We start from the raw sequence: 20,940 nt of genomic DNA, 5'->3' as shown, positions 1-20,940 counted from the left end.
GCAACGGGGTGGGGCTCTTTACTTCGGCAGCAGCAGCGTGCGCACCTCGCCCAGCTGGGCCTGCAGCGTCTCGGCCAGCGTCTCGAGGCCGAAGAAGCGCAGGTATTCCGGCACCTGCTGCACCAGCATCTCGAAGCCGGCCTCGGCACGCAGGCCGCGCTCGCGGCAGGCGCGCAGCAGCGGCGTGGGTTCGCGGCTCATGATGATGTCGACCACGGCCGCGCCAGCGTCGACGCGGGCTGGGTCTATGGGTAGCGGGTCGCCGGCCTTCAGGCCCTGCGAGGTGCAGTTGACGATGAGGTCGTAGCCGGCGGGGTCGGCGCTGGTGGCCGTGACGGCTGCCGCGCTCACCAGCGGCTGCAGGCGCTGCACCAGGCTGTCGGCGCGCTCGCGCGTGCGGTTGTAGACGGCCAGCAGGGCCGGGCCGCGCTGGGCCATGGCCGCCGCCACCGCATGGCCGCCGCCGCCGGCGCCCACCACGAGCACGCGCCGGCCGGTGACCGCGATGCCGAAGTGGTCAAGGCCCTTGACGAAGCCTATGCCGTCGAACAGCTTGGCCTCCAGCCGGCCGTCGGCCAGGCGCCGCACGGCGTTGACGGCGCCGGCGATGCGCGCCACAGGGTCGCCGGGCTGCAGCAACTCGGCCAGCGCCGCCTTGTGCGGGATGGTGGCCCAGAAGCCGACGATGTTCTCGGCCTTCATGCCGTGTTCCAGGAAGCCGGGCAGGGCGGCGGCCGGCAGCTTGAGCGGCACCACCACGGCGTCGATGCCGTGCTGCTGGAAGAGGTGGTTGTAGACCTCGGGCGCCCGCACCTGGGCCACCGGATCGCCCAGGATGTAGAAGACGCGGGTGGTGCCGGTGATGCGGGTCATGGGTCTGCTCCTGTGCCGTGTCGGGCTGGCTTGCCTTGGCGCTGCCTGCTGCGGCGGAGCGGAAATATAGGAGGCCGCCCCTCGCCGGGAGAAATAGCGCGCGGCGTGGCGTGATAAGCGGCGGCTATCATCTTTTGATGAAGCTCACGGGCCTGCGGGCGCTCACGGCCGCCGTCGAGGAAGGCAGCCTGCGCGCCGCCGCGCGCCGGCTGGGGGTCTCGCAGCCGGCGCTGACGCACCTGATCCGCGACCTCGAGCGCGAGCTGTCGACGACGCTGCTGCTGCGCTCGACCACCGGCGTGCTCGCCACCGCCCAGGGCATGGTGCTCTACGAGCGGGCGCTGGCGGCGGAGCGCGAGCTGGCCCAGGCGGTGGACCAGATCCGCCAGCTCGGCGGCCGCATGGCGGGCGCGCTGACCATAGGCGCGGTGCCGCTGGCGGTGATGCTGCTGATCCCCGAGGCGCTGCGCACCTTCGGGCGCGAGTTCCCCGACATCCAGCTGCGCGTGATCGAGGATCTCTACATCGAGCAGCTCACGCCGCTGCGCAAGGGCGAGGTCGACGTAGCTCTGGGCCCGCTGCCGGATCAGCTGCCCGCGGGCGAATTCGCGGTCGAGACGCTGATGCCCATCGCCATGGTCATCGTCGTGCGCCGCGGCAATCCGCTGGCGCGGGCGCGGCACCTGGCCGAGTTGGGCGCCGTCCCCTGGGTCTACACCGGCGTCACGCCTGCCTCCGGCTATGCCCGGCTGCTGTTCGCGCGCCACGGCCTGCCGCCGCCGCCGGCCGGCGCGCTGGTCAACTCCACCCTGGGCCTGCTGTCGCTGCTGGCCAGTGGCAATTGCGTCGGCCTGCTGCCGCAGCAGATCGCGGCCCACCCCTTCGCGATGCAGCACCTTGAGACCGTGAGTGTGGTCGAGGGGCCGCTTCAGCTGACGCTGGGGGCGCTGGCGCGCGCCGATGCCGCGCGCAAACCCAGCGTGCGCCACTTCCTGGCGCATCTGCACCGCGCCGCCCACCACCTGGGCGAGTCGGCGCCGGCCCCGGTCTGAGCGACGGGCGCGGCTCTGGCCGCGGAATTGCATGGTCCGGCGCATGACGATGTCGATGCGCCAAGCTGCACCGCGTCTTCCCGTTTCCGGGAAGGCTTTCCCGAACCCGGCGAGAAGCAGGCCGTGGGGGCGGGTGCGATGACCATGCTGTGGATCGTGCTGGCGCTGTTCCTGATCGGCGCCATGCTCTTCCTGCTGCCACCGCTGCTGAACCCGGGCGCTGATGGTGCGAGCGGCGGTGCCGCCAATCTGGCGGTCCACCGCGACCACCTGCGCGAGGTCGAGCAGGATCTGGCCGCCGGCCTGCTGGGCGTCGAGGCCGTCGAGCAGGCACGCGCCGAGACGCGCGCCCGTGTTGTCGAGGATGCCACCGCACCGGCCGCGCTGGCTGCCGCGGCGCCGGCCCGCCGCAGCGCGCTGGCGCTGGCGTTGCTGATCCCGCTGGGCAGCGTGGCCGCCTATCTGCTGCTGGGCAACCCGGCGGCCGTGGAGCCGCGCGTGGCGCCAGCGGTGAACGCGGGCCAGCAGGCCGGCGCCGAGGAGATGCAGCAGCGCATCGCGGCCCTGCTGCAGCGCCTGCAGGCCGAGCCCAAGAATGTCGATGGCTGGCTCACGCTGGGCCGCTCCTACACGGCGCTCGGGCGCTTTGCCGATGCTGCTGCGGCCTTCCGCCGCGCCAACGAGCTGACGCCGGGCAATCCCACGCTGCTGGCCGATCTGGCCGACCTGACCGCGATGACCCAGGGCCGGCGCCTCACCGGCGAGCCGGCGCGGCTGATCCAGCAGGCGCTGGACGCCGACCCGCGCCATCCCAAGGCACTGGCCCTGGCCGGCAGCGTGGCCTTCGAGGCGCGCGACTATGCCGCGGCGCGCGGCTACTGGGAGCGCGCGATGGCGGTGCTGCCGCCGCAATCGGACATGGCGCGTGCGATGCGCGCCAATGCCGCCGAGGCCGCGCGTCTGGCCGGCAGCGGCGAGACGGCAGCGGCTCCGGCGGCCGGCACGGCCGAGCCGTCAGTGGCGCCTACTGCGGCCGCCGCTGCCACCGCGGTGAGTGGCCAGGTCACGCTGAGTCCGGAACTCGCGGCCAGGCTGCCGGCCGGCGCCACCCTCTTCGTCTTTGCGCGCGCCGCCCAGGGCCCGCGCATGCCGCTGGCCATCCTGCGCCGCCCGGCCGACGGCCGGCCCTTCGAATTCAATCTCGACGACACGATGGCGATGCAGCCCCAACTCAAGATCTCGGCTTTTCCCGAGGTCGTGATCGGCGCCCGCATCTCGGCCAGCGGCAATGCCACGCCGCAGGCGGGCGACCTGGTCGGCCAGAGCGCGCCGGTCAAGCCCGGCAGCCGCAGCGTGCAGGTGCGGATCGACGGCGTGCAGCCCTGATCCGGCTGCGGTCCACCCACAATCCGGGCGGACCGCCGATGTGATTCAGCGGCCGGCCTGGAAGCGCTTGGCGTCGGCGTGTCCCGCGGCCGCGGCGCGGTCTATCCATTTGCGCGCTTCGGTGTCGGACTGCGTCACGCCGCTGCCGGTGAGGAAGAGGATGCCCAGGCTGTACTGGGCCTCGGCATGGCCCTGGCTGGCGGCTTCGAAGTACCACTGCGCGGCCAGGCGGGTGGGGTCCTGGTCGGCCGCCACCGGGGCTTGGCCGTAGGCATACATGTTGCCTAGGAGGAACTGGGCATCCGCCAGCCCCTGGCGCGCGGCCTTTTCGTACCACTGCAGTGCGAGCTCGTTGCTCTCGCGCACGCCGTGGCCGTGGTAGTAGAGCGTGCCCAGGCGCAGCTGGGCCTGGGGCTGGCCGTCGCGGGCCAGGGGCTCCAGCAGCTTGAGGGCCGCCGCATAGTCCTTGCGTTGCAGGGCCGACGTGGCGTCCTGCAGGGGGTCGGCCCGGGCCACCAGCACAGCCATCGAAAGGGCCAGGGCGACGATGCAGTTCACGGTCTTCATTGACGGGCTCCAGGCAATGGCGGGACCGGATGCAAACGCCGTTCCCGTGGCGGGCGAGGGGCGCGCTGGTGGCTGCGCGCCGATGGGGCCACTTTAGTGGAGTCCCAGCCAGCACCCTTGCCGCTGCACCGCTCGTTGCGCGCGCGCGGCTGGGCCGTGACCTTCGCGTTGCTGGCCTACGTGGTGTGCGCCGGCCTCTACATCTCGGGTGAGCGTGTCCACATCGCCGAGGTGACCTCGGCGCTCGACCGCCTGGCCCGCCACGAGCGAGCGCTGTCGCTGGCCGAGGTGGCGGTGAACAGCGCCCTCGGGGATGTCGGCGAGGCGCTGCGGCAGGCCGAGCTGCCGGCGGTGACGGCCGAATTGCGCCTGCACCTCGAGACCAGCCGGCGCCAGCTGGGCGAGCTGGAAGAGCACGATCCCGGCTACGTGCTGCTGCAACGCACGCTGCTGCGCAACCAGGGTTCGCTCGACGCCCAGCCCGAGGTGGGCAACTGGCTCGAACTGCAGGCGGCGCTGCGCCGTGCCGCCGACGACCTGGACATCCGCCACCAGCGCCTGATGGACCAGCGCCAGCTGCTCGACGCCGGCTACAAGCGCCGCTACGACGCGGTGACGGTCGAGTCGATGCTGCTGGCGGCGGTGGGCTTGGTCAGCTTCGGCTCGCTCGCGGCCTGGTTCTTCACCCAGCTGGCGCACGACATCGGCCGCCTCGACGAGCACGCCCGCCGCATCGTCGCCGGGCTGCGCGGCGTGCCGCTGGCGGTGCGGCGCGAGGACGAACTGGGCCGGCTGATGCAGGCCGTCAACCGCATGGCCGACGACCTGGACGAGCGCGAGCGCCACATCCAGCTCGACATCCAGCGCCGCTCGCACGAGGACAAGATGCTCGCCGTCGGCGCCCTGGCCGCCGGCGTGGCGCACGAGATCAACAACCCGCTGGCGGTGATTGGCGGCGTGGCCCAGGAGCTGGCCGGCGCCGAGCCGGGCCAGATGACGCCCGAGCAGCTGGCGCAGAGCGCCCGCCTCATCCTGGCCCAGGTCGAGCGTGCCGGCGGCGTGGCGCGCCAGCTGGCCGAGATGACGGCGCTGCAGCCGGCCGAACAGGACTGGATCGACCTCAACGCGCTGCTGCGCCGCGTGGTGCGCCTGGTCGGGTATGACCGCCGCTACCGCCTGCTGAGCTGGGAGATCAAGACCGACGACGCTTTGCCGGCCGTGCGCAATTCGGCCCACGCCCTCCAGCAGGTGCTGATGCAGATGACCGCACTGGCCTGTGACGCACTGGTGGCAGGGTCGGCCGGGCCCGTTATCCTGCGCGTCCAGACGATGCAGACGGAAGGCGGCGTGGCGGTACAGATGTTGTTTCCCCCGGTGATCGACTTCGCGCGGCCCGAGGTGCAGCGCGGCCTGTTGCTGTGCCGCGCCACCATCGAGCCCTTGCGCGGACAGCTTGCGTTCGGTCAAGACGAAGGGGCACTGCAGCGCATTAGGCTCGTGCTCCCTGCCGATTCCGGCAGCGCCACAGGATGAATGCGATGCCCGAGTTGAGTGTGCTCGTCGTCGACGACGAGCCCGCCATCAGGCAGGTGTTGTCGGCGGCAATTTCCAAGGCCGGCTACTCGGTTGATGCCGCTGGCTCGGCCGCCGAGGCGCTGGGCCGCCTGGACGCCCACCCCTACGACGTTGTGCTCAGCGATGTCTTCATGCCGGTCACCGACGGCATCGAGCTGCTGCGCCAGGCGCGCGCCCGCGGCCACGCCGCCACCTTCATCATGGTGACGGCCTTCGCCTCGGTCGATTCGGCCATCGACGCCATCAAGGCCGGGGCTTGGGACTACATCACCAAGCCGGTGCGCAACGAGGAAATCCTGCACCGGCTGGAGCAGATCGACGCGCTGCGCGGCCTGCGCGAGGAGAACAAGGCGCTGCGCACTCTGGTCATGGGCGGCGGCGAGGGCACGTTCAACTTCGTCTCGCCGGCAATGCAGGCGGTGGAACGCCTGGCCACGCGCGTGGCGCCCACCGACAGCACGGTGCTCATCACCGGCGAGAGCGGCACCGGCAAGGGCGTGACGGCACGCCGCATCCACGAGATTTCGGCCCGCCGTGACGGCCCCTTTGTGGCCGTCAACTGCGGCGCCATCCCCGAGAACCTGATCGAGAGCGAGCTCTTCGGCCACACCAAGGGCGCCTTCACCAGCGCCGACCGTGCGCGCAAGGGCCTGTTCCTGCAGGCCGACCACGGCACCATCTTCCTCGACGAGATCGGCGAGCTGCCGATTGGCATGCAGACCAAGCTGCTGCATGTGCTCGAGGCCAAGGAGGTGCGCCCGCTGGGCAGCGAGCAAAGCCGCAAGATCGACGTGCGCATCGTCGCCGCCACCAACCGCGACCTCACCGCCATGGTGGCCCAGGGGCGCTTCCGTGAAGACCTGTTCTTCCGGCTCTCGGTGTTCCAGATCGCGATGCCGCCGCTGCGCGAACGCCGCGCCGACATCCCGGCCCTGTTGCGCCACATCATCGCCCAGCGTGTGGTGCCGCCGGGCTCGCAGCAGACGCTCAGCATCGACCCCGAGGCCGAAGACCTGCTCGCCAACTTTGCCTGGCCGGGCAATGTGCGCCAGCTCGAAAACGTGCTGCACCGCGCCGCCATCCTGGCCGACGGCGGCTGCATCCGCGTCGCCGACCTGCCGCCCGAGGTCTCGCCCAGCGCCGGCGGCATGGCCGCGCTGCCGGTCGAGGGCGGCGAGGGCTCGCTGCGCGACCGCGTGCGGCGCTTCGAGGTCTCGCTGATCCGCCGCGCCATCGAAGAGGCCGGCGGCGACCGCCGCCTGGCCGCCCAGCGCCTGGGCATAGGCCTGTCCAGCCTCTACCGCAAGCTCGAGGAAGCGCCGGGCCCCGGCTGAACTGCCGGCCGCCCTGCGCATGCCGGTTGGCCGCCAAGGCCATACTGGCATGGAAATCGCTGCCCTGGCCTGATACTCGCAACGATTTCAGCCTGGTCGCGGACGCAGCAAAGATGCAATTCAGACAGCGTGTAGGGGTGCTGATCCTGGCGGGAGCCGCGGCTTGTGCGCAGGCTGCGCCTTCTGACGATCACGCTCGCGCGCTGCAGGCCTACAAGGCCGGCGATGTCACGACGGCGATGGCCGTGCTGCGCCCGCTGGCCAAGGCCGGCCATGCGCCGTCGCAGAGCCTGCTGGCCTTTCTGCTCGAGAACGCCGACTACCTCGACGAGGCCGTGGCGCTGTACAAGCAGGCCGCCGCCGCCGACGACCCCGAGGGTCATGCCGGCCTCGCCAACCTCTATCTCACCGGCCGCGGGCTTGCCAAAGATGAGAAGCAGGCGCTGGCGCATTTCTCGAAAGCGGCAGCCCGGGGCCATGCAGCGTCCATCGATGTCGTGGCCACGGCCTACCTCAAGAACCAGATGGCCACGGACGCTGCGGCCGAGCCGGCTGTGGCACGCGAGGCCGTGCTGCGCGCTGCCGGCCAGAACCATCTGCCCTCGGCCGATGCGCTGGCCGAGGCCTACCGCAGCGGACGCTGGGGCCTGCCCGTCGACGAGGCCCAGGCGGCGCAATGGCAGGCCAAGGCCGCAGCCTGGCGCAAGCAGCGCAGCCCGGCGCCGGTGAAGCGCAAGTGAATCCGTTGCGACTGGCCTGCGGGCTGCTGGCCGCTGCGGCGTGTGCGCCGTTCCCGACTTGGGCGGCCAATCCCGACCATGGCGCCGAGCTCTACCGCAGCCATTGCGCCTCGTGCCATGGCAACGACGGCCGCCCGGTGCTGCCCGGCGCCCCCGATTTCTCGCGCCCCACGGCGCTGCTCAAGCCCGATCTGGCGCTGCTCGCCACCATCCGCAGCGGCCGCGGCGGCATGCCTGCCTTCGCCGGCCAGTTGCGTGACCGCGACATCCTCGATGTCGTGGCCCATTTGAGGACTCTTAGATGACTTTCAGCTTCCGCCCCGCCCTGATGGCGCTCGTCCTGTGCTGCGCGCTGCCCGCCTGGGCCCAGCGCGTCAAGGATGTGTTCGAGGTCGGGCCCACGGTCTATGTGCGCGCGCTCACCGTCGAGCCGGCCAAGACCGCGCTGTGGGTGGGCACCTCGGCCGGCGTCCACGAGGTCGACCTCGCCAGCGGCAAGCTGCGCAACACCTTCACGCGCAAGGAAGGCCTGGCCAACGAGTACGTCTTCGCCATCGGCCTCGATCGCGACGGCAACAAGTGGTTCGGCACCAATGCCGGCGGCGTCTCGCGCTACAAGGACGGCAAGTGGAAGACCTTCTTCCCCATGCACGGCCTGGCCGACTACTGGATCTACTCCTTCACGCAGCAGAAGAACGGCGACTTCTGGATCGGCACCTGGGCCGGCGTCAACAAGATCGAGGCCAAGACCGGCAAGTTCCGCACCTATGTGAAGGAACTCGTCAACGAATGGGTCTATGGCCTGGCCGTCGACGCGCAGGACCGCGTCTGGTTCGGCACCGAGGGCGGCGTCTCGATGTTCGACGGCAAGCGCTGGCAGTCGTGGACGCACAAGGACGGCCTGGGTGCCGCCAACGACGAGAACCTGCCCTTCTCCACCAACACCGGCCTGGGCACGCGCTCGCGCCACGACCTCTCGGTCGGCAACGACGGCCCCGCCACCTACAACCCGAACTACACCTTCTCCATCATCGCGGCTGCCGACGGCAGCATCTGGGCCGGCACCTGGGGCGGCGGCGTGGCGCGCTTCGACGGCAAGACCTGGACCAACTTCACCACCAAGCAGGGCCTGGCCGGGAACATCGTCTACAGTCTTCTCCAGGATCGGCAGGGCGTTTTCTGGTTCGGCACCAACAAGGGTGTGTCGCGCTGGGACGGCAAGAGTTTCAAGAATTTCGGCCTCGCCGAGGGGCTGCTCGACACCAATGTGTACGCGCTGGCGATGAGCCCGGACGGCGACATCTGGGTCGGCACCAAGAAAGGCGTTGCCCGCATCGGGCGCTGAGCCTGCTCTTCTCGCGAAACCGCGACACCTTCACCGGAGATTTCTCTCATGGGCTTCAAGCTCCCCATCGTCGGGCTGGCGGTCATCGGCCTGGGCGCCGCACTGGCCGGCACCTACCAGCTCGGGCGCAGCAGCGCCGCCGCCAGTGCGCCGCCGGCCGCGGCCACCGTCGTCGCCCAGGCCGCGCAGCCGGCCGCGCCCCAGGGCGAACCGCAGACCGCGGGCAAGGTGGGCGCCGACGCCTCGCAGAAGTTCACCCACTTCCGCGTCGGCAACAAGAACGTCAAGCGCATCTACGTCGACGGCGACACCGTCTGGGTCGGCACCTCGGGCGGCGCGGTGCGCTACGACACCCGCACCGACGAGTACAAGCTCTTCGATGCCAAGAGCGGCCTGCTGTCCAACGGTGTCTTCTACGTCGGCCGCCTGGGCGAGAAGATCACCGTCGGCACCTACGGTGGCGGCCTGTCGCTGCTCGACCCCAAGACCGAGAAGTGGGAAACCTACAACGTGCCCGAGGGCCTGGGCGACGCCTTCGTCTACGACGTGGTCAAGGCCAAGAACGGCGACGTCTGGGTCGCCACCTGGTCGGGCGTCAACCGCATCCGCGGCGGCGACCTCGGCGACCGCTCGAAGTGGGATCTGCACACCGTCGAAAGCACCAAGGGCGGCCTGCCCAACGACTGGGTCTACGGCCTGGCCGAGGGCAAGAACGGTGAGATCTGGCTGGCCACCGAGGGCGGCTTGTCGCGCTACAAGGATGGCCAGTGGCAGGCCTGGAACCACGCCAAGGGCCTGGGCGCGGCCTACGAGAAGGTGAAGAACGACATCGCGTTCACCAACGACCCCTCCAAGGTCTCGGAGCACCACGCCAAGCAGAAGCAGGAAATGGGGCTGCAGGACGTCAACGTTGCCTACAACCCCAACTACATCGTCTCGATGGTGGTCGATGCCGAGGGCGTGGTCTGGGCCGGCACCTGGGGCGGCGGGTTGTCGCGCTTCGACGGCAAGGCCTGGACCCATTACACGGTGGCCGAGGGCCTGCCAGGCAACCACGTCTTCATGCTCCACATTGACCCCAAGGGCGTGCTCTGGATAGGCACGAACAACGGCCTGGCGCGCTTCAAGGAAGGTGGTGGCTTCAGCGTGATGACCACCACCGACGGCCTGTTCGCCAACACCGTGTTCTCGATGGCGACGGCGCGCGACGGCACGCTGTGGATTGGCAGTTTCGGCGGCGTGGCCAAGATCAAGCCATGACCGCAGCGCGGCAACGCTTCCCGGACGGCTGAACCGGGTGGCCGTGGACCAGCCGATGAACCTGTCGCTGCTGCGCGGGCTGGACGCGCAGAGCACGGGCACGCTGCTGTCCCGCCTGCTGGCGATCGCCGACGACGCAGTGGTCGTCACCGATGCGCAGCAGCGCATCGTGCTCTTCAACGAGGGCGCCGAGCGCATTTTCGGCTACCGCGTGGCCCAGGTGCTGGGCCTGTCGCTGGGCGTGCTGCTGCCCGAGGCCTACCGTGGCGGACACGAGGCCCATGTGCGCGAGTTCGGCCTCTCGCCGCGCGTGGCCCGGCGCATGGGCGAGCGGCGCGAGATCCACGGCCGCCGCGCCGATGGCGGCCTCTTCGACGCCGAGGCCTCGATCTCCCACATCGAGCTCGATGGCCGTACCTTCTATGCCGCCATCCTGCGCGACGTGAGCGAGGCCCGCCGCGCCCGCAACCGCCTGGCCGAGAGCGAGGCGCGCTTTCGCGGCCTGGCCGCTGCGGCGCCGGTGGGCATCTTCCAGACCGATGGCGAGGGCCGTTGCACCTATGTCAACGACCGCTGGTGCCTGATCGCCGGCATGGGCGCCGACGAGGCCCTGGGCAGCGGCTGGCTGCGCGCCCTGCACCCGGCCGATGGGGCGCGCGTGCGCGGCGTGTGGGCCGAGGTGCTGGCCGGCCGCACCACCTTCGACCTGCGCTACCGCTTCCTGCGGCCCGATGGCAACGAGACCTGGGTGCTGGGCAATGCCGTCGCCAGCCACGGCGCCGACGGCGAGGTCAACGGCTACATCGGCACCATCACCGACATCACCGAGAGCCACAACCAGAGCATCGCGCTGGAGCGCGCCAAGTCCGAGGCCGAGGCCGCGGCGCGCGCCAAGAGCCTGTTCCTGGCCAACATGAGCCATGAGATCCGCACGCCGCTGAACGCGGTGATCGGCATGACCACGCTGCTGCTGGACACGCCGATGTCGGAAGACCAGCGCGATTTCGCCCGCACCATCCGCGCCAGCGGCGAGAACCTGCTCGAGATCATCAATGACATCCTTGACTACTCCAAGGCCGACGTCGGCAAGCTCGAGCTCGAGGAGCGGCCCTTCGACCTGCGCCGCTGCGTCGAGGAATCGCTGGATCTGGTGACGCCGCGAGCGCTCGAGAAGAACCTCAACCTCGCCTACCTGATCGAGGACGGCACGCCCGAGGCCCTGTTGGGCGACGTCGCCCGCGTGCGCCAGGTGCTGGTGAACCTGCTGTCCAACGCCGTCAAGTTCACGCACCAGGGCGAGGTCTTTGTCTCCGTCGACGGCGAGCCGGCCTCCGACGGCGCCTGGCGCATCCGCTTCGCCGTCAAGGACACCGGCATCGGCATCGCCGCCGAGCAACTGCCGCGGCTGTTCCAGTCCTTCACCCAGGTCGACGCTTCGACCACGCGCAAGTACGGCGGCACCGGCCTGGGCCTGGCCATCAGCAAGCGCCTGTCCGAGCTGATGGGTGGCGGCGTGGAGGTGCAGAGCGAACCCGGCCACGGCTCGCAGTTCAGCTTTCATGTGCGCGTGCGCGCGGCGGCCAGCGCCGAGCCGGCCGATTTTCTGCAGCGCAACGCGCCCGCCCTGGCCGGCCGGCGCATCCTGGTCGTCGACGACAACCTCACCAACCGGCGCATCCTGACCAAGCTGCTGCTGCTGTGGGGCATGCTGCCGTCGACATTCCCGTCGGCGCTCGAGGCGCTGGATCGCGTGCGCCACGGCGAGCAGTTCGATCTGGCCGTGCTCGACATGAGCATGCCCGAGATCGACGGCATGGACCTCGCCAACGAGATCCGGCGCCAGCGCGGCCCCGAACAGCTGCCCATCGTGATGCTCACCTCGCTGGGCCAGCGCCAGACCCTGCAAGCCGGCCAGGCGCTGAGCCTGGCGGCCTGCCTGTCCAAGCCCATCAAGGCCAGCCAGCTCTTCAACACCCTGGTGGCGGTGCTCGACGGCAGCCAGGCGCGTACACCCAGCGCGCCGGTGCCGGCCCAGCCACAGCCGCGCGGGGTGCAGAAGACGCTGCGCGTGCTGGTGGCCGAGGACAACCCCATCAACCAGCGCGTCGCGTTGCGCCTGCTGCAGCACCTGGGCTACCAGCCCGACCTCGCCGGCAACGGCCACCAGGCCCTGGCCGCGGTGGCGCGCCAGACCTATGACGTGGTGCTGATGGACATCCAGATGCCCGAACTCGACGGCCTGGAGGCGGCACGCCAGATCGTGCAGCGGCGCGGCCCCGACGGCCTGCCGCGCATCATCGCGATGACCGCCAATGCCATGCCGGGCGACCGCGAGATGTACATCGCCGCCGGCATGGACGGCTACCTGCCCAAGCCCATCGAGCTGGCCGACCTATCGGCCGTGCTCGACCAGGCCGGCACGCTGGCGCAAGACCAAGGCCACGCTGCCGCCGAGGGTGTGATCGACCCGGCACGGCTGGAACACCTGCGCGCCATGCAGGACGACAGCCAGCCCAGCCTGGTGCGCGAGCTGATCGACCTCTTCCTGGCCGATTCGCCCGCCCATGTGCGCCGCCTCGAAGAAGCCCATGTGGCCAGCGATGCGGCTGCACTGCGGGCCCTGGCGCACCGCTTTCTTTCGGCGACGCAGAACATCGGCGCCACCAGGCTGTCGCGCCTGTGCGCCGACCTCGAACGCCTGGCCAAGGCCGGCCACCTGGGCGCTGCAGCGCCGCTGCTGGCCGACCTGGGCCACGAGCGCGAGCGCGTACACGCGGCGCTGCTGGCGGCGCGCATCCGCTACTGATTCCGCTGCCGACCGTGGGCCGCCTGCTCCTGCAACGCCGCGAATGGCTGGCCCTGGCCGCCGGCCTGTGGCTGCTGCCGCCGGCCCAGGCCCGCCACGAGCGCCGCGCGCTCTTCGGCTCGCCGGCCGATCTGCTGTTGCCCGTGGCCGCTCCGGCGGCGGCGGCCGACGAGGTCTGGCGTGGCCTGGCGGCCATGAACCAGCGCTGGAACGCCTGGAAGCCGGGCGAGGTGAGCACGGTCAACGCCGCCTTTGCCGCCGGTCGCGCCACGCGCGTGTCGCCCTCACTGCGCACGCTGATCGAGGGTGCCGCGGCGATGGAGCGGCTGTCGCTGGGCCATTTCAATGCCGGCATCGGCGGCCTGGTCGGGCAATGGGGTTTCCACGATGACGTGATGCGGCCGGGCCAGCGGCCCGCCGCGGCCGAAATTGCCCCCTGGCTGGCGACGCCGCCCAGCCTGGCGCAGCTCGAATGGCAAGGCCTGGCCGTGCGCAGCCGCAACCCGCGCCTGCAGCTCGATTTCGGCGGCTACGCCAAGGGCGTGGCGCTCGACTGGGCGCTGGACCGCCTGCAGCGCGCCGGCATGCAAGATGCACTGCTCAACCTGGGCGGCAATCTGGCTGCGATGGGCGGCACGGCTGGCCGCCCCTGGCGCGTGGGCGTGCGCGACCCCCACGGGCCCGGCCTGGTGGCCACGCTGGACACGCGCGGCCGCGAGGCCGTCGTCACCTCGGGCAGCTATGAGCGCTGGCGCCTGCTCGACGGCGAACGCTGCACCCACATCCTCGACCCCCGGCTGGGCCGGCCCGCGCCCGCGCTGGTGAGCGTGACCGTGGTCCACCCCTCGGCCGCACTGGCCGACGCCGCCGCCACCGCGCTGCTGGTGGCCGGCCCTTTGATCTGGCGCACACTGGCCCGCGAGATGGGTGTCGATGCGGTATTTGTTGTCGATCAAGCGGGTCGGCAGAGCGTGACCACGGCCCTGGAAGCACGCTTGAACCCCCCGATCTGAGGGGGCTGTGTACGACATCACGGGAGGGCCTTTCGACCTCCTTACAGCGGCCCCGTCCACCCCGATACAGGGGACATGGATGCCCGCACACTTCTTCTCGCCGCCGCCCTGCTCGTGCAGCCCGTCGCCGCCCTGGCTTCGTCGCACTGGATGTGCGGGCTCTCGGAAGAGCTGACCCAGCTGGTCTGCGTGGCCGACAACGAGATCGACGTGGTCGACGATGCCGCGCCGGTGCAGAAGCTGGTGGTGCGCGGCACGCAGTTCCCGCTCGACACCGCGCGGGTCTGGACGGTGGACTTCTGGGCCCCGGCCACCGACATGGACATGGTCCGCCAGCTGGCCAACGCCACGCTGTGCTACCGCACGCCCAATTGCAGCGTCGTGGTCTCGGCACCCCGGGTCGAGATGGCGATGGCCGCGCTCGTGGATCATCGCCCGCAGCGCCGCCGCCGCTGAGACGAACGGCCTTTCAAGCCCTCATTCGCTGCCCTCGGCCCCATCCTCGCCGCCATCGGCCGCGTCGCGCTCCCGCGCCAGCCGCACACGCTCGGCCAGGCGTGCCGCCATCGGTGCCATGTCCTGCACCAAGGCACTCGGGGCCGCAGGTCCGGCCAGGTTGAGCGCCGGCAGCGGCAGCGTGCTCATGTAGGGCGCGCGGCTGAAGCTGTCGCTGACGCGCTGGGTGAGGGCCAGCGAGACGCCGCCGCCGGCCAGCGCCGCCGCGGCCACTGCCAGGCCCACCGCGCGGCGGTGCTGCGGCAGCAGATGCTCGAGATGGGCGCGGATCATCAGCACCAGCAGCAAGGCCTGGCCGGGCGGCACCAGCCGCCACAACAGCGGCCAGCCCAGGCTCGCGGCCAGCGGCGGCAGCACGGCCTCCACTGCTTCCAGCGCCAGCAGCCAGGGCAGGGCGATGCGCAGGTGGCCGAGGAAATCGAAGCGGTGCTGGAACAGCTTGGACAGCAGCGCCCACAGGCCGCACCAGCCGGCCAGCGCCAACGGCAGGCCCACGGCCAGCGGCAGCCAGGCAGTGGCATCGGCGCCGGGGTCCAGCACCAGCCAGTGGCTGGCCGCCGCCAGCGCCAGTGTTGCCAGGGCGACCGCGCCGAGACGCCGGTCGGAGCCGGGCAGCAGGGCCGGCAGCGGACGCTCGGCGGCCGGGGTCTCGCCGCGCAGGCGCAGGCGCAGCCGCGTCGCGCCGATCTGCAGCAGGGCGCCATCGGCGGGCAGTTCGGCCGTCTCGCCCCGCTGCAGGCGGCGGTGCTGCCAGGTGATGCCGTTGACGCTGTCGCCGACGCGCAGGCGTGCGCCGCCACCGTGCTCAGCCGAGCCCGCTTCCAGGCTGGCGTGGTGGGGCGCGACGAAGGCATCGTCGAGCACAAGATCGTTGGTCAGCGCGCGGCCTACCGTGCAGGGCCAGTGCCAGACGTCGAAGGCGCGCAGGCAGCGCCCGTCGCGGTCCAGCACCTCGATCAGCGCGAGGCGTTCTTGGCCGCTGCTGTCCATGCGTAGCCGTCGAGGTAGTGGCGGGTCAGGTGCTCGGCGCTCGCCAGGCTCACGCCCAGGGCGTCGAAGCGGCCTTGCACGCCGGTGGTGGGGGCGTCCAGCGTGGCCACCAGCACGGTGAGGTCGTGCAGGCCTTCGAGCTTCTTGTAGGCGCGCAGGCAGACCACGGCGCGCAGCGGCAGTGCGCCGGGCTGGGCGGCGATGCTGCGTTCGCTGCAGCGCGGCGCGGTACGCAGGCGGTCGTCGTTGCCGATGAACTCATTGCGGAAGCTGGCGCTGTAGCGCTCGGCAAAGCGCAGCATGCCAATGCGCGAGCCGTCGTAGGCCTCGTGGCGCACGGTCAGGTAGCCGGTGAGCAGGGCGCCGCTGACGAAGATGCGGCTGTCCATCTCGCAGTCGGAGCGCTCGAACTGCAGGCCGCGCGCCGCCTGGGGCGACCCGCGGCCCCAGCAGCGCATGGTGGTCTCCTGCGGCACCGGGATGGCGTAGCGGGCGTGGCCGGCGCCGCGCCAGGGCTCGCCAGTGAAGCGCCGCGTCAGCTCGGCCTCGTGGGCGAGCAGCTGGCGCGTGATCTCGGGCCAGGCCGGCGCTGCGATGGGTGTGGCGCCGCGCCCGCGGGCGATCAGCGAGCGCACCGGATCGACCGGCACCAGAAAGCTCACCTGCTCGCCGTCGCGCCGCGCCGCCACGTTGACGCCGACGAGGCGGCCCTGCTCGTCCAGCGCCGGGCCGCCGCTCATGCCGGCGCTGAGCGATCCGCCAAAGAACAGCGTGGGCAGGAAGCTGCGCTCGACCGGGCCGTTGTAGCTGCCCTCGGCCACCGCGAAGCCGACATCGAGCGGGTTGCCCAGCGCATAGATGCGCGCGCCGCGCGGCAGCGGCTCGTCCGCGGGCCGCAGTGCCACGGCGCCGCGCCCGGCCAGCGGCGCCGGATCGGCCGCGCGCAGCAGCGCAAGGTCATGCACGACGTCGAAGGCCAGCAGCTGCAGCGCGCCTTGCTTGCCATCGACCGTGGCATAGACCAGGCGGTGGCGGCCCGGCTGCAGCGCGTACTGGCTGACGACGTGGTAGTTGGTGAGCAGGTGGCCGGCCTCGTCGACCAGAAAGCCCGAGCCCACCGAGGACTGGCTGTCCTGGGTGCGCAGCAGCGTGCGCACCTGCAGCAGCTGTGGCCGCGTGCGCTCGTAGATGCGCTGGCCGGTTCCGGTGGGGGCGCCGCCGGCGGGCGCGCTGGCGGCGGCCTCGGCGGCGCTGGGCTCCGTCGTGCGCGCGGGCGCCTGCGGCGCGGCGGCCCGGGCCAGGGCCCAAGCCACGGCCATGGCAAGCATCAGCAAGCCCTGCGCGGTGCGATGCAGGGCCGGGCGCAGGCGGGCAGGCGCGGTCATGGGCATGGTGCGATGTGGGCGGCGGCTTGGTGCGGGCCGGCGCCGCCTAGGCGCGCATCAGCGTGCTCTTGCCGAACAGGCTTTCGATCAGGTCGACCGCCAGCAGCGCGGTCTTGTTGCGCAGATCCAGCGCCGGGTTCAGCTCCATCACGTCCAGGCTGGCCAGGCGGCCGCTGTCGGCAATCATCTCCATGCAGAGCTGGGCCTCGCGGTAGGTGGGGCCTCCGGGCACGGTGGTGCCGACGCCGGGGGCGATCTCGGGGTCGAGGAAGTCGACGTCGAAGCTCACATGCAGATGGGTCTTGTCGTCCAGCGTCGCCAGCGCCAGCTCCATCGTGTGGCGCATGCCCATCTCGTCGATGTAGCGCATGTCGAAGACTTCGAGGCCCACCTCATGCACGAAGCGCTTCTCGCCGGCGTCGACGCTGCGGATGCCGATCTGGCGCACCGCCTTGGGGTTGAGCGCAGGCACCGTGCCGCCGATCTCGACCAGCTCGCGCGGGCCGTGGCCGCACAGGCAGGCCACCGGCATGCCGTGGATGTTGCCGCTGGGCGTGAGCACGCTGGTGTTGAAATCGGCGTGGGCGTCCAGCCACAGCACGCGCAGCTTGCGTCCGGTGTCGCGGCAGTGGCGTGCCACCGCGCTGATGCTGCCTATGCCCAGGCAGTGGTCGCCACCCAGCAGGATGGGCAGGCGGCCCAGCGCCAGCTCTGCGTGTACGGCCTCATGCACGGCGCGGTTCCAGGCCGTCACCTCGGCCAGGTGGCGGTAGCCGTCCAGCGGCGGCAGCCAGGGGTTGGCGGGGCCGGCGAGGTTGCCGCGGTCCGCCACCTCGAGGCCGTGGGATTCGAGCGTGGCGGCGATGCCGGCCACGCGCAGCGCCTCGGGCCCCATGCTGGCGCCGCGCGTGCCGGCGCCGATGTCGGTGGGCGCGCCGATCAGGCTGATGCGCGGCTTCATGTCATGCATCCTCGGCGAACTCACCCGTGCCGGTGGCGGCCTGGTCGAAGCCGTAATGGGCGGCGAGGATTTCCCAGGCTTCCTCGGCCGTCTCGACAAATCGGAACAGGTGCAGGTCGGCGGCGCCAATCATGCCGGTCTCGACCAGGAAGTCGAAGTCGATCAGGCGCTCCCAGAAGGCGCGGCCGAAGAGCAGCACAGGGCGGCGCCGGCTCTTGCCGGTCTGCATCAGCGTGATCGACTCGAACAGCTCGTCCAGCGTGCCGAAGCCGCCCGGAAAGCAGGCCAGCGCGATGCTGCGCATCAGGAAGTGCATTTTGCGGAGCGCGAAATAGTGGAACTGGAAGCACAGCTGCGGCGTGATGTAGGCATTGGGCGCCTGTTCATGCGGCAGCACGATGTTCAGGCCGATGCTCTTGCCGCCGACATCAAAGGCGCCGCGGTTGCCGGCCTCCATGATGCCGGGGCCGCCGCCGGTGACGACGAAGACGGGCGTGGCGTGCGCCCGCGAGCGCGCGGTGGCCAGGGCAGCGAAGCGGCGCGCCTCGTCGTAGTAGTGGCTCATCGCCACCGCTGTCTCGGCGCGGCGGATGGCCTGGGCGTCGCCGCCGGCGCGGGCCTCTTCGAGCGCCGCCACTGCCTGCTCCGGCGGCTTGATGCGGGCGCTGCCGAAGATCACGAGGGTCGACTCGATGCCGTGCTCCTGCTGCACCAGCTCGGGCTTGAGCAGTTCAAGCTGCATGCGCACGGGGCGCAACTGCTCGCGCAACAGGAAGGCGGGGTCGTCGAAGGCCAGGCGGTAGGCGCTCTCGGGCCCGGCATAGCGCTGCGTGGCGGCCAGCGCCGCAGCCTCTTCTTCGGCGCTGGGAAAATTGCGGGCGGTGAGGTGGGGGTTCTTGTCTTCCATCGCGGCGACTTTATGCGCAGGCGCGGCGCGGCCTGCCGGTGTGGGACGAAAAAAGCCCGCCGGAGGCGGGCTTGGGTGCGAGGGGCGGCGGCGCGCCTACTTCTTGGTCGGCGCCTCGGCGCGTTGCTCGGCGGCGGCCGTCTTGCTGGCGATGACCGGCAGTCCGCGCAGCTGGTTCAGCGCCTGCTGCAGCGGGAAGTCTTCGGCAGTGCCGAACTCGGGCAGGGGCTTGATCGGCTCCTTGGACTTGGCGGCCTGCTCCTCGAGCTTCTTGCGCGCGTCCTCGCGGGCCTTCTCGCGCTCGCCATCCTTCTTCTCGTCGGCGCCTTGCAGGTGCTTGTCGAGGTCGGCCTCGCGCATGCGCAGCGCCGCAAACACATTGCCTTCGGCGGTTTCGTCGAGCCAGATGTCGGGCACGATGCCCTTGGCCTGAATGCTGCGGCCACTGGGCGTGTAGTAGCGCGCGGTGGTGATCTTGAGCGCGGTGTCCGAGGGCAGCGGGCGCACCGTCTGCACCGAGCCCTTGCCGAAGGTCTGGGCACCCATCACGGTGGCGCGCTTGTGGTCTTGCAGCGCGCCGGCAACGATTTCGCTGGCCGAGGCCGAGCCCTCGTTGACCAGCACCACCAGCGGCACCGTCTTCAGCGCCGCGGGCAGGCGCCGCAGCGGGTCGGCGCCGGCACGGCGGGCGTAATACTCGGGGCTGGCGCGGAAGGTGGCGCGCGACTCGGGCAGCTGGCCGTTGGTGGTGACCACCACCACGTCGGACGGCAGGAAGGCCGCCGACAGCGCCACCGCGCCGTCGAGCACGCCGCCCGGATCGTTGCGCAGATCGAGCACCAGGCCCTTGAGGTTGGGATCCTGCTTGTACAGGTCTTCGACCTTCTTGACGAACTCTTCCACCGCGGTCTCGCGGAACTGGCTCACGCGCACCCAGCCATAGCCCGGCGCCGGCATGCCGGCGCGCACGCTCTGCATGCGGATTTCCTCGCGCACGATGGTGAGCGGGAAGCTGCGGTTCTCGGCCTTGCGGAAAATGTTGAAGTTGACCTTGGTATTGGGCTCGCCGCGGATGCGCTTGACGGCCTGGTCGACCGTGAGGCCCTTGACCGGCGTGTCGTCGATGCGCGTGATCAGGTCGCCCGGCTTGAGGCCGGCGCGGAAGGCGGGCGAGCCTTCGATGGGCGAAACCACCTTGATGAGGCCGTCTTCCATGCCCATCTCGATGCCGATGCCGATGAAGCGGCCTCCGGTTTCCTCGCGGAATTCCTTGTAGCTCTTCTTGTCGAAATACTGCGAATGCGGGTCGAGCCCGGCCACCATGCCGGCGATGGCGTCGTTGATGAGTTTCTTCTCGTCGACCGGCTCGACATACTCGGCCTTGACGCGGTCGAAAACTGCCGCCAGCTGCTGCACTTCTTCCAGCGGCAGCGGCGACATCGCATTGCGCGCCACCGCCTGCAACTGCATCGTCGTGAGCGCACCTGCGATGGCCCCGACGGCCAGGATGCCGGCGACTTTGAATTTCGAACCCATATTCCAGACGCCTTTCAGGGCAGTACGCACTAACGAACCGCTAGTGTAGGACCGCGCCGCGCGGCCGTGGGGGTGTGAGAGGGCAAACCCGGGAAAGTTGCACCCCCGGAGTGCATGGAAATGCTACGGGGAGGTAAAGCCGGGTCTTCGGCGCGCGCTCGGCAGCCTTGCCGGCGACGCAGCTCCTCGTCTTCGCCGGTGCGGCGCAAGACGGCGTGCCGGGGGGCTGCCGCAGCACGGACGCCCTCCCAGCTTGAACTTCAGGGGAAGAAGCGTTGAATGCGGGCCACGATGTCAGCCACCGGCCCGCGGTTCGCCGCGTCCAGCGCCGCCTCGAATTGACGCAGGATGGCGAGTGTTCGTGCTTCGAAGCCCAGGCCGGCGTGCCAGGCTTGCGTTGGCATTTCGACCCGGACGCAGTATTCCGTAGCGGCCGGGTCGGGCTCGCCGGGCTCAAGTTCCAGCCGGTTCGCGTCCAGGACGGCCAGCAGGTTCTCGAATTCCCGCGGGCTGATCCTTGCCTGCCCGACGAAAGGCGGTTCCGGCTCGGGCAGGATCCACGACGGCGACGCCAGCACGGCGCGATAAAAGGGCTTGTCCTGCGGTCCTGGCCAGAAGAGGGTGACGCAGTAGTCGGTGGCGCCGGCGGTGGTCAAGGCTGCGGGTCTAGTTGCGGTCATGTTGCGCCTCTGCG

At 70.8% G+C, this 20,940-nt stretch carries 19 protein-coding genes; 11 read left to right on the top strand and 8 right to left on the bottom strand.

Annotated elements, in window-relative coordinates; translation table 11 throughout:
- Positions 1 to 18 precede the first annotated feature (18 nt).
- Positions 19 to 873: a shikimate dehydrogenase family protein gene (locus JMV16_RS10000; RefSeq protein WP_201494100.1), complete on the bottom strand. Its 855-nt coding sequence runs from the start codon at positions 871 to 873 to the stop codon at positions 19 to 21.
- A 137-nt stretch (positions 874 to 1,010) separates the two neighbouring features.
- Here JMV16_RS10000 and JMV16_RS09995 point away from each other — a divergent pair, with 137 nt between their 5' ends.
- Together JMV16_RS09995 and ccmI are read left to right on the top strand one after the other, a co-directional pair.
- Complete coding sequence (locus tag JMV16_RS09995; RefSeq protein WP_201494099.1) at positions 1,011 to 1,925, top strand: LysR family transcriptional regulator; 915 nt, start codon at positions 1,011 to 1,013, stop codon at positions 1,923 to 1,925.
- Between the two features lie 138 nt (positions 1,926 to 2,063).
- Positions 2,064 to 3,311 (top strand): c-type cytochrome biogenesis protein CcmI, encoded by a 1,248-nt coding sequence (ccmI, locus tag JMV16_RS09990; RefSeq protein ID WP_201494098.1) that lies wholly within the window; start codon positions 2,064 to 2,066, stop codon positions 3,309 to 3,311.
- Positions 3,312 to 3,356: 45 nt separating this feature from the next.
- Here ccmI and JMV16_RS09985 read toward each other — a convergent pair whose 3' ends face one another.
- A complete protein-coding gene (locus JMV16_RS09985; RefSeq protein ID WP_201494097.1) occupies positions 3,357 to 3,878 on the bottom strand; it encodes a tetratricopeptide repeat protein in 522 nt (173 codons plus the stop codon).
- Between the two features lie 117 nt (positions 3,879 to 3,995).
- Between JMV16_RS09985 and JMV16_RS09980 the strand changes: the two genes are divergently transcribed.
- The 9 genes from JMV16_RS09980 to JMV16_RS09940 all read left to right on the top strand — a co-directional run bounded on the left by JMV16_RS09980 (position 3,996) and on the right by JMV16_RS09940 (position 14,407).
- On the top strand, positions 3,996 to 5,411 hold the full coding sequence (locus tag JMV16_RS09980; RefSeq protein WP_201494096.1) for a histidine kinase dimerization/phospho-acceptor domain-containing protein: 1,416 nt from the start codon (positions 3,996 to 3,998) through the stop codon (positions 5,409 to 5,411).
- Between the two features lie 5 nt (positions 5,412 to 5,416).
- On the top strand, positions 5,417 to 6,787 hold the full coding sequence (locus JMV16_RS09975; RefSeq protein WP_201494095.1) for a sigma-54-dependent transcriptional regulator: 1,371 nt from the start codon (positions 5,417 to 5,419) through the stop codon (positions 6,785 to 6,787).
- Between the two features lie 113 nt (positions 6,788 to 6,900).
- A complete protein-coding gene (locus JMV16_RS09970) occupies positions 6,901 to 7,527 on the top strand; it encodes a tetratricopeptide repeat protein (RefSeq protein WP_201494094.1) in 627 nt (208 codons plus the stop codon).
- Complete coding sequence (locus tag JMV16_RS09965) at positions 7,524 to 7,832, top strand: c-type cytochrome (RefSeq protein ID WP_236580436.1); 309 nt, start codon at positions 7,524 to 7,526, stop codon at positions 7,830 to 7,832. The genes JMV16_RS09970 and JMV16_RS09965 overlap by 4 nt, the downstream gene beginning before the upstream one ends.
- Positions 7,829 to 8,872 carry a two-component regulator propeller domain-containing protein gene (locus tag JMV16_RS09960; RefSeq protein ID WP_201494092.1) on the top strand — a complete coding sequence of 348 codons (1,044 nt, stop codon included), beginning with the start codon at positions 7,829 to 7,831 and terminating at the stop codon, positions 8,870 to 8,872. The genes JMV16_RS09965 and JMV16_RS09960 overlap by 4 nt, the downstream gene beginning before the upstream one ends.
- Before the next feature lie 48 nt (positions 8,873 to 8,920).
- The gene (locus tag JMV16_RS09955; RefSeq protein ID WP_201494091.1) at positions 8,921 to 10,132 is read left to right on the top strand and encodes a two-component regulator propeller domain-containing protein; all 1,212 of its coding nucleotides are present in this window, start codon (positions 8,921 to 8,923) and stop codon (positions 10,130 to 10,132) included.
- A 55-nt stretch (positions 10,133 to 10,187) separates the two neighbouring features.
- Positions 10,188 to 12,938, top strand: a complete 2,751-nt coding sequence (locus JMV16_RS09950; protein ID WP_201494090.1) for a PAS domain-containing hybrid sensor histidine kinase/response regulator — start codon at positions 10,188 to 10,190, stop codon at positions 12,936 to 12,938.
- 14 nt (positions 12,939 to 12,952) lie between these two features.
- The gene (locus tag JMV16_RS09945; protein WP_201494089.1) at positions 12,953 to 13,951 is read left to right on the top strand and encodes an FAD:protein FMN transferase; all 999 of its coding nucleotides are present in this window, start codon (positions 12,953 to 12,955) and stop codon (positions 13,949 to 13,951) included.
- Between the two features lie 75 nt (positions 13,952 to 14,026).
- A complete protein-coding gene (locus JMV16_RS09940; protein ID WP_201494088.1) occupies positions 14,027 to 14,407 on the top strand; it encodes a hypothetical protein in 381 nt (126 codons plus the stop codon).
- A 21-nt stretch (positions 14,408 to 14,428) separates the two neighbouring features.
- Here the strand turns inward: JMV16_RS09940 and JMV16_RS09935 are convergent, their stop codons facing one another.
- The 6 genes from JMV16_RS09935 to JMV16_RS09910 all read right to left on the bottom strand — a co-directional run bounded on the left by JMV16_RS09935 (position 14,429) and on the right by JMV16_RS09910 (position 20,902).
- Positions 14,429 to 15,457, bottom strand: a complete 1,029-nt coding sequence (locus JMV16_RS09935; protein WP_201494087.1) for an FHA domain-containing protein — start codon at positions 15,455 to 15,457, stop codon at positions 14,429 to 14,431.
- Positions 15,424 to 16,848 (bottom strand): serine protease, encoded by a 1,425-nt coding sequence (locus JMV16_RS09930; RefSeq protein WP_236580435.1) that lies wholly within the window; start codon positions 16,846 to 16,848, stop codon positions 15,424 to 15,426. The genes JMV16_RS09935 and JMV16_RS09930 overlap by 34 nt, the downstream gene beginning before the upstream one ends.
- 40 nt (positions 16,849 to 16,888) lie before the next feature.
- A complete protein-coding gene (gene rocF, locus JMV16_RS09925; protein WP_201494086.1) occupies positions 16,889 to 17,803 on the bottom strand; it encodes an arginase in 915 nt (304 codons plus the stop codon).
- Between the two features lies 1 nt (position 17,804).
- On the bottom strand, positions 17,805 to 18,710 hold the full coding sequence (locus JMV16_RS09920; protein WP_201494085.1) for an LOG family protein: 906 nt from the start codon (positions 18,708 to 18,710) through the stop codon (positions 17,805 to 17,807).
- Positions 18,711 to 18,806: 96 nt separating this feature from the next.
- Positions 18,807 to 20,246, bottom strand: a complete 1,440-nt coding sequence (locus JMV16_RS09915) for a S41 family peptidase (protein ID WP_201494084.1) — start codon at positions 20,244 to 20,246, stop codon at positions 18,807 to 18,809.
- Positions 20,247 to 20,506: 260 nt separating this feature from the next.
- Positions 20,507 to 20,902, bottom strand: coding sequence for a hypothetical protein (locus JMV16_RS09910; RefSeq protein WP_201494083.1), 396 nt, complete (start codon positions 20,900 to 20,902; stop codon positions 20,507 to 20,509).
- Positions 20,903 to 20,940: the final 38 nt, after the last annotated feature.

It is taken from the genome of Rubrivivax sp. A210 (genome assembly GCF_904426505.1).
Classification (GTDB): domain Bacteria; phylum Pseudomonadota; class Gammaproteobacteria; order Burkholderiales; family Burkholderiaceae_C; genus Rubrivivax.
The sequence above is the reverse complement of the archived record's forward strand: the minus strand, read 5'-3'. Positions and strand labels throughout refer to the sequence as shown.

Bases quoted from the DNA above. Each gene is read 5' to 3' on its own strand.
- JMV16_RS09940 (WP_201494088.1), top strand. From the start codon at position 14,027: ATGGATGCCCGCACACTTCTTCTCGCCGCCGCCCTGCTCGTGCAGCCC.
- JMV16_RS09915 (WP_201494084.1), bottom strand. From the start codon at position 20,246: ATGGGTTCGAAATTCAAAGTCGCCGGCATCCTGGCCGTCGGGGCCATC.
- JMV16_RS09985 (WP_201494097.1), bottom strand. From the start codon at position 3,878: ATGAAGACCGTGAACTGCATCGTCGCCCTGGCCCTTTCGATGGCTGTG.
- ccmI (WP_201494098.1), top strand. From the start codon at position 2,064: ATGACCATGCTGTGGATCGTGCTGGCGCTGTTCCTGATCGGCGCCATG.
- JMV16_RS09930 (WP_236580435.1), bottom strand. From the start codon at position 16,848: ATGCCCATGACCGCGCCTGCCCGCCTGCGCCCGGCCCTGCATCGCACC.
- JMV16_RS09975 (WP_201494095.1), top strand. From the start codon at position 5,417: ATGCCCGAGTTGAGTGTGCTCGTCGTCGACGACGAGCCCGCCATCAGG.
- JMV16_RS10000 (WP_201494100.1), bottom strand. From the start codon at position 873: ATGACCCGCATCACCGGCACCACCCGCGTCTTCTACATCCTGGGCGAT.
- JMV16_RS09970 (WP_201494094.1), top strand. From the start codon at position 6,901: ATGCAATTCAGACAGCGTGTAGGGGTGCTGATCCTGGCGGGAGCCGCG.
- JMV16_RS09960 (WP_201494092.1), top strand. From the start codon at position 7,829: ATGACTTTCAGCTTCCGCCCCGCCCTGATGGCGCTCGTCCTGTGCTGC.
- JMV16_RS09995 (WP_201494099.1), top strand. From the start codon at position 1,011: ATGAAGCTCACGGGCCTGCGGGCGCTCACGGCCGCCGTCGAGGAAGGC.
- JMV16_RS09950 (WP_201494090.1), top strand. From the start codon at position 10,188: ATGAACCTGTCGCTGCTGCGCGGGCTGGACGCGCAGAGCACGGGCACG.
- JMV16_RS09955 (WP_201494091.1), top strand. From the start codon at position 8,921: ATGGGCTTCAAGCTCCCCATCGTCGGGCTGGCGGTCATCGGCCTGGGC.
- JMV16_RS09920 (WP_201494085.1), bottom strand. From the start codon at position 18,710: ATGGAAGACAAGAACCCCCACCTCACCGCCCGCAATTTTCCCAGCGCC.
- rocF (WP_201494086.1), bottom strand. From the start codon at position 17,803: ATGAAGCCGCGCATCAGCCTGATCGGCGCGCCCACCGACATCGGCGCC.
- JMV16_RS09935 (WP_201494087.1), bottom strand. From the start codon at position 15,457: ATGGACAGCAGCGGCCAAGAACGCCTCGCGCTGATCGAGGTGCTGGAC.